The sequence below is a fragment of the Streptomyces sp. DvalAA-14 genome (assembly GCF_900091855.1).
Classification (GTDB): Bacteria; Actinomycetota; Actinomycetes; order Streptomycetales; family Streptomycetaceae; genus Actinacidiphila.
This window is the reverse complement of record NZ_FMCH01000493.1, coordinates 31,518-43,464: the sequence shown is the minus strand read 5'-3', so window position 1 is coordinate 43,464 and position 11,947 is coordinate 31,518. Positions and strand designations below refer to the sequence as shown.

Below are 11,947 nucleotides of genomic sequence, written 5' to 3'. Positions count from 1 at the left end.
GGGCGGGGCCCGGCCGGAAACGGCCGGATCCCGCCCCGCCGGATGCGCCGGCGCCGAGGTCAGGAGGCCGGGCAGGCGTCCGTGGTGGTGAGCAGGGCCGCCGTGCTCTGGGCGACGGTGACGTGCGCCCCGGTGAGGAGCGTCAGCGACAGGGCGGTGACGGTGATGCCCTTGCCCGCCGCGACGGGCGTCTGCTGGTTGACGACCAGTGAGCCCACCAGGGGCACGGCGATGGTGGTGTTCGGCGCGGCGTCGGCGGCGACGGCCACCCCGGCGACGCGGAGACCGGTCAGCGTGGTCGTACCGGTCGAGGTGATCGCGCCCGGTCCGGTGCCGGTGAGCGACTGCCGTGCCTGGGCGGAGGTGCCGACCAGGTCGGCGGTGATCAGGCCGCCGAGCAGATTGACCCCGGTGGCCTGGGCGTGGGCCGCGGCGGTGCGGGTTCCGTCCGCGTCCACGGTGCCGGACGCGTCGGTGGTCAGCACGCCGAGGCCGCCGACACTGCCGAGCCCGGCGCTGAGCACGGAATGGCTGTCGTCGCCCGGCAGCGACGTGCAGGAGTGGGCCGAGACGGGCAGCGGGCCGACGCCGAGCAGCGGCGAGGTCAACCGCACGCCGTGGGAGCGCGCGTCGAAGACCGGCGCGGTGAAGGTGACCGAGGCGCAGCCGGGCAGGTCGACGCCGACCGGGTCGGTGATCGCCGAGCCGCACACCTGGTAGGTGCCACCGGTGGTGGACGTGAGCCGGACGGTGGCGGTGCAGTCCTGCTGCCCGGCGGCCAGATCGCCGTGCACGGTCACCGAGCCGTCGGCCGCGTCCGCGGCGGCCGTACCGGAGCCGCAGGTGGTGGCGGCGCTGTCGCCGTCGAGTCGCAGGCCGGCGGGCAGTCGCGCGGTGAAGGACCACCCGTCCTTCGCGGCCAGCTCACTGGTGTTGGTGACGGTGAAGGTCAAGGTGCTGGGCGCGCCCACCGGCAACTGGGCCGGCGCGAAGCCCTGGTCGAGCTGCGGAGTGGCGTCCAGCAGCCGCACGTTGTCGATCGCGCCGTCGTTGCCGTTGCCGCTGGCCTGCTCGTTGACCAGCCGGATGCCGGCCGAGTCGCCGCTGAACAGCACCGAGCCGTTGCTGGCGTACGTGCCCACCGAGGTACCGCTGATGACCTGGCCCGGGTGCTGGCAGGGGTCGATGGGGGAGCTGAACGCGGCGCGCGCGGTGCCGCCGTCGAGCAGGTAGAAGGCCAGCAGCGGGTGGGTGGTGAAGCAGTTCTGCGCGGCCGCGTCCACCGAGAAGGTGAGGAACCGGTGGTCCGCGCTCAGCGGGATCGGCGTCACGGTCTGCAGTTCGGTACGCCCCGCGCCCGGATCGCCCTGCGTGTAGGCGGTGAGCGAGTGGTTGGTGGCCGCGTCGCCACCCGCCCACGTACCCAGCGCGGCGGCCATCTGCTTGTTCGCCGCCCAGAAGCCGCCGCAGTTGGCGCCGGCCGGGGCAGTGGCGGGGGCCTGCTCGGACACGAGCAGGCCGTTGCAGGAGGTCAGCCAGGCCGGATCCGCCGAGTAGGTCTCGGCGAGCGGCGCGCCCCCGGTGTAGTCGGGCAGCGGCGTCACCGCGGCGCCCTCGCCGTTCTCGAAGCCCTCGGTGAACACCGTGGTCGGCGCGCTCGGTATGCCGGGACTGCCGGGCGCGTTCGCCTCGGCCGGCCCGACCGCCGCCAGCGATCCCGCGGCCAGCACGGTGGCGCCCAGCAGCGCCCCGGCCACCCGTCGTCGCCACCGCCCGTGCGGCCGTCCGACGACCCGCCCGTCCCTCCCGCGCCGTGGCGCCGCGTCAGCTCCCGCCGCGCCGATCTCTCCCAGGCCGAAGTCCCTCATCCCAGAACCCCCTTCGTGCAGCAATACGGGCATGCGGTAGGCCGGTACGCCGTCCGATCGCCGGCACCGGCAGGCCGCGCCACCGCGATGGATGTCTGCGGCCACCTTCCCCGGCTCCCCGCGGTCCGCGCACCGGCGCGCGGCGCCTCGGCTGGTGCACGCGAGGACCCGCACGCCGCACAAGCCGGTGCGTACTGCCACACGCCCCCGGCGCTGCCGCGGCGGGACGGTCCCGGATGGTTTGCCGTCGAGCGCGGACGGTTCGGCGAGGGCGGACGCGGCGGGATCGGTACGAGTCTTCCGAAGCCCGGCCCGCAGGCCCCGTCGCCTTGTCAGCGACCCGCGCGCAGCCACTCGTCGAGGGCGGCGAAGTCGGCGTCGGTGAGGCCGTGGCGGTGGTCGACACGGTGCAGCAGGGCGCGGGTGGGGTGGTGTGCCGCCACCCAGGCGCGGTCGGTATCGGTGATCTCGTCATCGAGCCAGGCGAAGGGCCGCCCGGCCGCCCACAGGAGGAGGCCCCGGGTCTTCCAGTGCAAGCCGCCGCGCTCGTCCTCCTCGGACGGCTCCGGCCAGGTGACCTGGGGGAGTTGCGGCAGACCCAGGAGGGGCGCGAGGCACTCGTTCGCCTCGGACCCCCACGTGGTGGCCCACACCAGGTCACACGGCAGCCCCAGCAGCCGGGGCCCGAGCGCCGGATCGACCCTGGCCAGCAGCGGATTCGCGCCGGCTTCCGTCTGCGTATACGTCGGATACCCCCGGGGATACTGCTCCCGCGCCCCACCGAACGGGATGAGCGGCCCGTCGACATCAAGAAAGAGAAGGGGCCGCCGCCCCGGGGAACCGGTCACCTCCGTACCGTAGCGGCCCTCAGCGCGGCTGCTCAGCGCGCGGCCGCCCTCCTCCTTGATCAACGGCCGAAACGATCACCGCCGGACAGATCGTTCAAAGCCTTTTGACAGCCGGGTACTTGTGGATCCCGCTGTCGGCATGGTGCCCTTGTGGCCCATCGGGCAACTGATACTGAGGGGGCACGCGAGTCTCATGATCAAGCGAATAATCGCCGTGGCAGCGGTGATCCCGGTCATGCTGGGCGCCACATCCGGTGTCGCTTCCGCGCAGTCCGCGCCTTCCGCGCGGTCCGCGCCGAAGGCGACCGCGGCCGTGGTCACCTTGACCTACGACGCCAGTCAAGCGGGCCAGTGGGCGAGCGCGATCACGCAAGGTGTGCAGAATTGGAACAGCGCGGTGCACAACGTGCATCTGCAGCCCGCGACTTCGCGCGGCTCGGCCAATTTCGTCTACAAGGCGACGGCCGGCTGGCCCCAGACGACGCTCGGGCCCATCGTCCCGGGTGGCAGCAGAGGGCAGGTGCAGCTGGGCCAGGAAGCGGTCGACGAGGGATACGACGTGACCCGGATCGCGGCGCACGAAACCGGGCACATCCTCGGGTTGCCCGACGACTACACGGGGCCCTGCTCGGAGCTGATGTCCGGCCACGGCCCCGGCACGTCCTGCGTCAATGCCAAACCGAGCGCGGCCGAGGCGGCGCAGGTCGACCGGAACTACGCAGGCCGCACGGCAGCGGTGAGCCCGAAGCAGCACCAGGTCGTGATCGACATCTGGTCCGGATCGGCGCTGACCGGCGCGCGCTGACCGCCGAGAACCGACCGCCGAGACCTGACCGGCGCGGGCAGGCTCTCGAGGCGCCGTCCGACGCGGCGGCCCTGCTGATCACGGCCTTCCCGAACCTCACCACCGAGCAGCGCACCGAGGTCCTCGAGCAGACCGCGACGGACTCCGGCTACCCGCTGGACCTCACCGCCGACGGCGGCGCGAGCTGGGAGCGGATCAACCTGGCGGCGGCGATGGCGGCCCGCGTGGCGGTCAACGCCGACGGGTCGGTCACGGTGACGAACTTCTCGGACGCCACCCAGGCGAGCGTCGCGGACGCCGACGCGGTCACGGTGGGAGGCGCCGTGATCGACGGGTTCGACCCGAACGTGTCGACGTACGTCGTCGACTGGCCGAAGGACGCGAGGATCCCGGCCGTCTCCGCCGTGCCGGCCCAGTCCGGCGCGCGGGTGAAGGTCGCCGACGGCAGTTCGGTCCTTTCCTCGACCAACTCCCGCTTCGCCACCCGCACCATCACGGTGACCTCGGCCAACGGCTCGGTCACCCGGACCTACACCGTCGGCTTCCAGCCCACGGACCGGGACGGCCGGCCGGCCGCAGCGGGCGGCAACGGGCACTGAAACCGCGACCGCCTGACGACGAAGGTCCCGACCGCCCGGCGGTCGGGACCTTCGTTCGCCCGGCGGGCCGCGTACGCCGTTTCAAGGACGACGTATCCGGGCCCGCGACATCAGCGGGCGCCCACCGGACCCCCTTCCGAAGGCGGCCCGTGAGTCAGTTCGCGTCGAGGTTCCGCAGGCCCGTTTGGATGTCCTGGAGGTTCATCACCGGCATGAAGGTGACTTTCGCGCCGAGTTCCTGGAAGAACGGCTCGGCGACGCTCGGGATGTCGGCCGCGTCCTCCAGATCGAAGACGATGTATCCGGTGCGCATCCCCTCCGCGCTGCCGAAGTACACCGCCTCGGGGCTGATCCGGTCGAACACCGATGTGAGGACGGCGGGCAGCGTACGGTCCGTGATCGCCTTGTTCGCCTTCTCGGTGTCCATCTGGACCGTCAGCATCACCCTCATGGTCGTTCCACCTCTCCTCGGCGCGCCGGCACACCCGTGCCGTCCGCCCAGCGTGGGCGAGGTCCGGGGAGGCCGCAGCCGGAGAAGGTCGTCGGAGTGACCGCGGGGGCACGGCGATGTGCTTCCGGGGCCCGGGAGATGCGGCAGAGGGCCGCTCGCCGGGCGGCCGGCCCGGTCAACGGTCGTCGCGGTCCGTCCCGGCAGTGCCCGACCGCAAGGTGAGCAGCGAGATCTCGCTCGGTGCGAAGACCCGGAAGGGCGGCCCCCAGAAGCCGGCGCCCCGGCTGGTGTAGAGCAGGGTCCGCACGCCGTGCCGGCTCAGGCCGTGCACCACCGGCTGGTCGATCCGGACGAGGTAGTGGAACGGCCAGATCTGGCCGCCGTGGGTGTGCCCGGAGATCTGCAGGTCGATGCCGGCGGAAGCGGCCTGGGCGACATACTTGGGCTGGTGGGCGACGAGCAGGACCGGCAGGTCCGGGTCCGCGCCCGCCAGTGCGCCGAGCAGGTTCGCGCGGTGCCCGGCCAGGCCGGAGGACTCCGCGGTCACGTCGTCCACGCCCGCCAGGACCAGGAGGTCCCCGCCGCGCTCCACCACCACATGGCGGTTGTGCAGCGGCTCCCAGCCCAGTTCCGCCATGCGGTCCAGCCAGCCCTGGGCCTCGCCGAAGTACTCGTGGTTCCCCGTGACGTAGACCTTCGCCAGCCGTGACCGGATCGTCCCCAGCGGCGCGGACTGCTCCCGGCGCTGGAGGGGGGTGCCGTCGGCAATGTCGCCGGCGTGGACCACGACGTCCGCGTCGAGCCCGTTGACCGCCTCGGCGACCCGCGCCGACCAGCCGGCCCGGTCGATCGGCCCGAAGTGGGTGTCGGCCAGCACGACGACCCGGGTGCCGTCCAGACCGGCGCCGAGCCGGGGGACGCGCACGTCCAGCCGCTTCACCCGGGGCACGCGCATCGCCTCGTGGTGTCCCCAGGCCAGCAGGCCGGCCGAGACCACGGCAACGGCCGCGGCGACGATCCTGGCCCGGTGGGCGCCGCCGGCATCGAGCCCGATCAGCACCAGGTGCACCAGGCCGCCCAGCACCGACCAGGTGAACAGGACCCAGACCATCCCGAGTGTGCTGTCCGCGACGCGAGCCGCACGGTCGGCCCGTCGGTGCCCGTGGCCCGCGACCATGAGGAACGGGAAGGAGACCAGCCAGCAGGCGAAGCCGACCGTGCCGGCCAGGAAGACCGGGAACGGCCAGTCGACGCCGGAGGCGAACAAAGTCCACCAGGGCAGGACGAACAGCAGCGCGAGGACCAGGAAGACCACGGTCCCACCCAGCCTCCGCCGCAGGGACGACCGGCGCTCTCTCCCGTCCTCCGCCTCAGGGCCCGGCGCGGGAGCCGGTCCGTCCTCCGCCCCGGGCCGGGCGACGGCCACGCCGGCCTCCGGCCCCTCGCCGGCCGACCGAAGGTCCGCCTCCGACCGGATGGATTCGCTGTCTGTCACCGCGCGCCGCCCCTCACATCCGCTGTCCCACTGTGCCGGTCCCCATCATCCGCCACCCGGCGCCCAAGGGAATCGTCCGGATCCGGCGGCCGCGGTTCGGCAAGTCTCGGGCGGGGCTGTTGTGTTGGGTGCGGGTGCGGGTCTGGTGGGGGTGCCTGCCGGTGGCCGCTCAGCCGATGGGATCCCGACGGTCGAACGGCGGTGCGGTCGCCCAGTCCGGCCGCCGCCATGCGGGTCACCGGCCGAGTCGTCGTCCACGAGCCGGCCGACGGCCAGAAAGCGCTCGCCGAACCGGACCCGCGCCACCGTGGGCAGGCTGTCCCGGCTGCCCTGCCCTGCCCTGCCCTGCCCTGTCCCGACCCGACCCGACCGGGACGTCGGACGCCGGTCCCGGATGGCAGAGTGCCGGGTCATGGACACGGACGCCTTCTGGCACCTGATAGAGACCGCGCGCTCGCGCGCGACGGAGTCCGGCACCTTCGACGAGGCGCTGGTCGATCTGCTGGCCCTCCGCTCGGAGCGGGAGGTGCTCGCGTACCAGGAACGTTTCGAGGAACTCCTCGGCGCCCTGTACCGCTGGGACGTCTGGGCGGCGGCAGACCTCATCGGCGGTGGCTGCTCGGACGACGGCTTCACGGACTTCCGCGCGGGGGTGATCGCCCAGGGGCGTACCTGGTACGAGCGCGTCGCCGCCGACCCCGACAGTCTCGCCGGCCACCCACTCGTCGCCGCGGCGGCCGGCGCGGGAGACCGCCACGTCCTGTTCTACGAGGCCGTGAACTACGTCGCCCCCGCTGCCTTCGAGCGACTCACCGGTGACGAAGAGGACTTCTACGCGGCCTGGGAACGATGGGGCTGGGAAGCCCGGCCCGGCGACGCGGCCGCGACGGACATCGCCGCCGGGACGGACATGGGCGAGGACGTCGACGTCCGGGACGCCGACCAGGTGCACCGTCGCCTGCCGCGGCTCGCCGCGCTCCACCTTCCGGCCGACCTCGCACCGCGCGGACCCCGTACGCCGACGGGTCCCACCGCGAGCGATGGGACCCATGGACGTACTGCCGGGTGAGGCGCCCGCCTGCCCGGCGGTGGCCCGGGCCAGGGGGTCGCCGCCGGAAACCGGTGGCGACCCCCGCTGCTCAGTGCCCGTACGCGACCAGCAGGTTGGTGGCCGGGACGACCACCAGCCCGCCGCCCGCGCCGAGACCGGTCAGCGGCTGGGACACGTTCTGCTCGTCGGGATCGGCGATCGGCGCGCCGACGTCCGTGGACCAGACGGACTGACCGGTCGCGCCGTTGAGCGCCCACAGCTCACCGGTTCGCGAGCCGACGTAGACGTAGCCGTTCACGACGATCGGCGCCGTGCTGATCTGGCCGTCGCCCTCGAACGTCCAGCGAGTGGCCAGCGTGGGGCTGTACCGCTCCTGGAGGACACCATCGTCGACGAAGTAGCCCTGACGGCCGTCGAAGGCCGGCGCCGGCGACGATCCGGTGGCGTCGTACGTGCTGCGGACCTGCCCGGTGCCGGCCTTGAGGACCGAGGGGGCCATCCCGGCGACGTCCCGGACCCAGACACCGCCGTCGGCGAGGACGGGCGTGCGGCCCCCGCCGCCCTCGCAGTCCGTGTCGTGATGCCAGATCGGATCGCCGGACGTGGGATCGAAGGCGTAGGTCTGCTCGCAGGCGTAGGAGACATAGACCCCCTTGGCCGTGACGGCGGGCGAGCTCTCGTCCCCGTTCTCGACCGACTGGGTCCAGAGCACCGCGCCGCTGACGGCGTTCACCGCGTACAGGGTGCCGCCCGAGCCGGCGCCGCCCGTGTACACCACGCCGCCGGCGAAAGTGGGCGCCGAGGTGAAGGCGTACTGCCCGGGCAGCGCGACGGTCCAGATCGTCGCGCCGGTGGCCGGGTTGAATGCGGTCAGCACACCGTCGGAGTTCTGGGCGTACAGCCGGCCGCCCCCGTAGGCGAGCGCGGACCACGGATAGCCGCCGCTGAGGGCGACGGGTGCCCAGGCGTTCTTGCCGGTGGCCGCGTTGACGGCGTAGAGGACGGTGCCATTGCCGTCCGGCGCGACAGCGGTGGCGAAGACGCGCCCGCCGGCCACGATGGGGTAGGAGACACTCCCGCCCAGATCACGCGACCACTTCTGGCTGAGCGGCGGGGCCCCCACACCGCTGTCGACAACACTGCCGTCGTGCCGTGCGTTGATCTGGTAAGTGGTCGAGACTCCGACCTGGGCCGGCTCCGCACCGGCCGGCGTCACCAGCGCGACAACCGACACCGCCGCGCCTAACAGAACGGCGGCAACTCGTCGAGACTTCACTCGGGTGTCCCCCCATCATTCGGCATCGCCCTGGCGACGCGCGTGAAGCGGACCGGACCCGAGGTTCGGTGGCCCGCCTTCCACCCCCATCGTCCTGCAAAGCGGCCTCCCTCGCGCGGCATTTTCGAACAGGTGAACCGCTCCACCGTTGCGGCGGTGACGGCGTCCCTCTCCTGCGCGGGGCGCCCGGCGCCCGTCACTCGTCCGGGTAGTCGGACGCCTCGGGCCGCCGGGTGTCGTCGAAGCCGTCGGCGAGCAGGTCGCCGGAGGTGAAGACCGCCTCCGCTTGGTCACCGAGGACGTGCTGAGCCAGCGCGTCGAGGATCTCCATGTGGGCCTCGCGGGAGATCGTGACGGCCTCCTCGATACGGTGGCTCGCCGCGAAAACGCGCTCACCGACCGGCCCGGCCTGCTCCAGACGTTTCACGAGCAGTCCTGCTTCCAGATAATCGGACCAGGGCGTCCGCACGCTGAGATACGAGCGTGCGGTGCTGCGCAGCAGCATCAAGAGCGGCCGCACGGCGAAGTCCGCGGCTCTGCTGATGTCCAGCGACGTGCCGAACCGTTGCTCGAGTGCCGTCTCAAGGCCCTGGTTGTAGGCGTACAGCGCGTTGTTGAACGCGTCGTTCTCCTGCTCGTAGTCGCCGAATCCACTCGTGGGGCCGGCGAGAACATGCAGCCGGCATCGGACGAGGGCGGCGCGGTCGTAGAGCATCGCGGTTCCGGACTCCTTGCGGTGAGGTCTCAGCCACCGGCGAACTCGGTGAGGCCGAGTCGGCCTGCTGCGTCCGGTTCGGTGACACGGACGAGGAGCGTGCCGCAGGCGGCGCGACGCAGCGGGCCACGGTCGCAGTGTCCGTACGGGACCCCGGGGCCTCCCCGTTCCCGACGTCAATGGCTGGTGAAGGACTCGGGGCCGAAGCGGCCCCACATCACGAACGCGGCCAGGACGAGGTAGACCAGGTCGATCAGCAGAAGGCTGAACTCGTGCCGCCGGATTCTGGTGATCGCCGCGCCGGCCATGATGATCACCAGGCCGAGGGCGGCCAGTGGGACCAGGACCGGCGCGATGTCCAGCACAGCGGGCAGGATCAGGCCCACCGCGGCCAAAACCTCAAGGGCTCCGATGGCCTTCACACCGCCGGCGCCGAAGTCCTCAACCCACCGCCCGCTGTGCCCGGCGGCAGCGATCTTCTCCTTCGGTGTGATCACCTTGAAGGTTCCGCCGAGCAGGTAGGCCGCGGCCAGAAGTCCGGCGATGATCCACAGCGCGAGGTTCATGATTTCCTCCGGTCAGCCCGAGACGTTTCCGATGACCTCGGTGAGGTCGATCGCGAGGTCGAGGAGCAGGCCGGTCTCCTCCCAGGATTCCTGAGGTGTCCGCATGCTGCCCCGCGCGAATCGGTCCCGGCTCTCGGTGAGTTCCGTCAGTCGCGCCCCGGCTCGGACGACTGCCACGAGACGATCCTCCCGCACGGTGAACTCCCGCACGAGGCATATACGTCCAACCGCCCCGGCCACCGCGGGCGTTGGGCGGTCACCGCCGCTGCGGAAGACACCGATGGCCCCGCCTCGAACGGTGGGGCCATCAGAACGGAGACCTCGCGCCTCACGGCTGGAAGGGGATCTCCAGGGGCTTCGCGCGGCCGAGCTCCGGGACGAACGCGCTGTCCTTGATCTTGAAGGTGGCCGAGCCGAAGTCCGCCGCCATCAACCGGTCCCGCAGCCAGTTGGTGGGGGCATTCACCTGCGGCCAGTGGTTCCAGTCGACGAGCGGCGGATAGAACCACTGGTGGGTCGGGTTCTCCACCGCGTCGTCCGAGGCGTTGGCGATACGGAAGTCGTGAGTAAAGCCGCCGTCCTTTTGATAAACGACCTTCGGATGCGAGTTGTCGAACCGCACCTGGGACCGGGTGTACGTCTTCCAATCGCCGTGCTGGGACACGGAAAGGTACTCCACCTGGTTCGACGACTGATTGACCCAGGAGATCACGGACTCGATATCGTGCCGGTGGCCGTTGGTACCGCCGGCGATCTCCCCCACCCCATTGGTCGACTGGTCTTTTTCGAAGTAGCTGTCGTACATGACCGCGCACCAGCCGTTGTTGCACTCGCTGCGCGCGTACGTGTTCGAGCTGTTCAGCTGGGCCATGTCGTGACAGTGCCCGTTCACCGCTCCGCCCAGCGCGAGGCCCGGGTTGAGGTTGCCCTGGATGTCCTCGGCCGACGTGGCGAGGCACCCGTCCCCGTCGTAGTCGTACGCGGGAGAGAACGACGCCTCCGTGCCGCCGGCGCCGGCCGGGAGATTGCCGATGACGTCGGCCTGGGCCGTGAGCGGCGCCGCCAACAACGCCGTGGCGGTACCGGCGGCGACGAGCCCCGCCCTGATCATCCCCCTCGACCTCCGTCCGACCGAACCGCGTGATACCTGTCCCACCGAAGACGAACGCATTCCCATTTCCTTCCTTAGCGGGCTGTGCCGGCCGGATCGCCGCTGACCTCACCGGCGGCACTCCAAGCCCAAGGACATGTATCAGGGCGACCTGTTCCCTTTTCCATTCCAGGCATGAACGCGGTGTGAACGGGCGCACGTTCGAGCCGCGGTTGTCACCCTAAAACGGCCGAAATGCCGAAGAATAAGCGGGATGCTCGGGCCAGGGCTGATGTGCGGCATGGGCCCATCGTGTCCCAGCCCGAGTCGCGGCTCGGGTAAGCCGTCAAAGGCGACCGAGGAGAGCCCCCTCTTTGCCGGACCGCAGCCGGCCCGCCCTTGGCGCCCCTCGCGCTCACGCGAACCAGGTGTCGGCTCGGCGGTGAAAACCCGGTGGCCCGAAACGGCGCCGGTTGCGAGCATGCACCTGTGTCTGACGTGCCGCGCGAGATCCGTGCCCTCTACTCCGCCGAGACGATCACGGTCTACCAGGCCTACTCCTCGGAGATCGCCGGCCCGGCGGCGGCCGAAGGGCGGTTTCCCGACGGGTACGACCGGGGCCGGATGACGTGGATCAAGCCCTCGTTCCTGTGGATGATGTACCGCAGTTCGTGGGGTTCCGCGGTGGGACAAGAGCGGGTGTTGGCCATCCGGATTCGCCGGGAGGGGTTCGAGTGGGCTCTCGCCCACAGTGCGTTGTCCGGATACGACGGCCGCGTCCACGCGTCACGCGACCAGTGGAAACGCGAGATGCGCCGCAGCTCCGTACGCGTCCAATGGGACCCGGAGCGGGACCTCGACCTGCGGCCGATGTCGGTGCGCGCGCTGCAGGTCGGCCTGCGCGGTGAGGCGGTCGACCGTTACCTCGACGAGTGGATCGTCGGTATCGACGACGTCACCCACCTTGCCCGTACGGTCCACGACCTCGCCCGCGAGGGGGCAGGAGAGCAGGCCGCCCGGCTGCTGCCGGTTGAACGCCCCTACCCGCTACCCGGATCGCTCGCGTCCCGCATCGGTGCGTCGCGTGCAGCGCCTCGTGCAGAGCCTCGGGTGGGCGGTGAGCAGACGGCGGCTCGGACCGGGCGTCGCCTCGGCGCCGAGCCGGGTTGATCACCATCGCTAC

General features: G+C 71.6%; 13 protein-coding genes. 4 read left to right on the top strand and 9 right to left on the bottom strand.

Features of this window, described 5'->3' with window-relative positions; translation table 11 throughout:
• Window positions 1-59: 59 nt before the first annotated feature.
• Window positions 60-1,868, bottom strand: a complete 1,809-nt coding sequence (locus GA0115240_RS26330) for a choice-of-anchor P family protein (protein ID WP_141708972.1) — start codon at window positions 1,866-1,868, stop codon at window positions 60-62.
• 332 nt (window positions 1,869-2,200) lie between these two features.
• Window positions 2,201-2,716 carry an HAD domain-containing protein gene (locus GA0115240_RS26325; protein WP_093740373.1) on the bottom strand — a complete coding sequence of 172 codons (516 nt, stop codon included), beginning with the start codon at window positions 2,714-2,716 and terminating at the stop codon, window positions 2,201-2,203.
• A gap of 214 nt (window positions 2,717-2,930) precedes the next feature.
• Between GA0115240_RS26325 and GA0115240_RS26320 the strand changes: the two genes are divergently transcribed.
• Window positions 2,931-3,521: a snapalysin family zinc-dependent metalloprotease gene (locus tag GA0115240_RS26320; RefSeq protein WP_346267985.1), complete on the top strand. Its 591-nt coding sequence runs from the start codon at window positions 2,931-2,933 to the stop codon at window positions 3,519-3,521.
• 212 nt (window positions 3,522-3,733) lie between these two features.
• A complete protein-coding gene (locus GA0115240_RS26315) occupies window positions 3,734-4,120 on the top strand; it encodes a hypothetical protein (protein WP_237555223.1) in 387 nt (128 codons plus the stop codon).
• Between the two features lie 154 nt (window positions 4,121-4,274).
• Here the strand turns inward: GA0115240_RS26315 and GA0115240_RS26310 are convergent, their stop codons facing one another.
• Both GA0115240_RS26310 and GA0115240_RS26305 read right to left on the bottom strand, forming a co-directional pair.
• Window positions 4,275-4,571 (bottom strand): DUF3303 family protein, encoded by a 297-nt coding sequence (locus GA0115240_RS26310; RefSeq protein WP_093740329.1) that lies wholly within the window; start codon window positions 4,569-4,571, stop codon window positions 4,275-4,277.
• 175 nt (window positions 4,572-4,746) lie between these two features.
• A complete protein-coding gene (locus GA0115240_RS26305) occupies window positions 4,747-5,997 on the bottom strand; it encodes a metallophosphoesterase (RefSeq protein ID WP_093740371.1) in 1,251 nt (416 codons plus the stop codon).
• 481 nt (window positions 5,998-6,478) lie between these two features.
• On the opposite strand from GA0115240_RS26305, the gene GA0115240_RS26300 reads away from it, so the two are divergent.
• Complete coding sequence (locus tag GA0115240_RS26300) at window positions 6,479-7,135, top strand: DUF4240 domain-containing protein (protein WP_093740327.1); 657 nt, start codon at window positions 6,479-6,481, stop codon at window positions 7,133-7,135.
• Window positions 7,136-7,205: 70 nt separating this feature from the next.
• Here GA0115240_RS26300 and GA0115240_RS26295 read toward each other — a convergent pair whose 3' ends face one another.
• The 5 genes from GA0115240_RS26295 to GA0115240_RS26275 all read right to left on the bottom strand — a co-directional run bounded on the left by GA0115240_RS26295 (window position 7,206) and on the right by GA0115240_RS26275 (window position 10,785).
• On the bottom strand, window positions 7,206-8,351 hold the full coding sequence (locus tag GA0115240_RS26295; protein ID WP_256069990.1) for a PQQ-binding-like beta-propeller repeat protein: 1,146 nt from the start codon (window positions 8,349-8,351) through the stop codon (window positions 7,206-7,208).
• 238 nt (window positions 8,352-8,589) lie between these two features.
• Complete coding sequence (locus GA0115240_RS26290; RefSeq protein ID WP_093740323.1) at window positions 8,590-9,108, bottom strand: hypothetical protein; 519 nt, start codon at window positions 9,106-9,108, stop codon at window positions 8,590-8,592.
• A gap of 176 nt (window positions 9,109-9,284) precedes the next feature.
• Window positions 9,285-9,674: a DoxX family protein gene (locus GA0115240_RS26285; protein ID WP_093740321.1), complete on the bottom strand. Its 390-nt coding sequence runs from the start codon at window positions 9,672-9,674 to the stop codon at window positions 9,285-9,287.
• 12 nt (window positions 9,675-9,686) lie between these two features.
• Window positions 9,687-9,851: a hypothetical protein gene (locus GA0115240_RS37250; protein WP_161302466.1), complete on the bottom strand. Its 165-nt coding sequence runs from the start codon at window positions 9,849-9,851 to the stop codon at window positions 9,687-9,689.
• Window positions 9,852-10,002: 151 nt separating this feature from the next.
• The gene (locus GA0115240_RS26275) at window positions 10,003-10,785 is read right to left on the bottom strand and encodes an NPP1 family protein (RefSeq protein ID WP_237555222.1); all 783 of its coding nucleotides are present in this window, start codon (window positions 10,783-10,785) and stop codon (window positions 10,003-10,005) included.
• Window positions 10,786-11,253: 468 nt separating this feature from the next.
• Between GA0115240_RS26275 and GA0115240_RS26270 the strand changes: the two genes are divergently transcribed.
• Complete coding sequence (locus tag GA0115240_RS26270) at window positions 11,254-11,934, top strand: DUF4291 domain-containing protein (protein WP_093740315.1); 681 nt, start codon at window positions 11,254-11,256, stop codon at window positions 11,932-11,934.
• The last annotated feature ends 13 nt before the right edge of the window (window positions 11,935-11,947 follow it).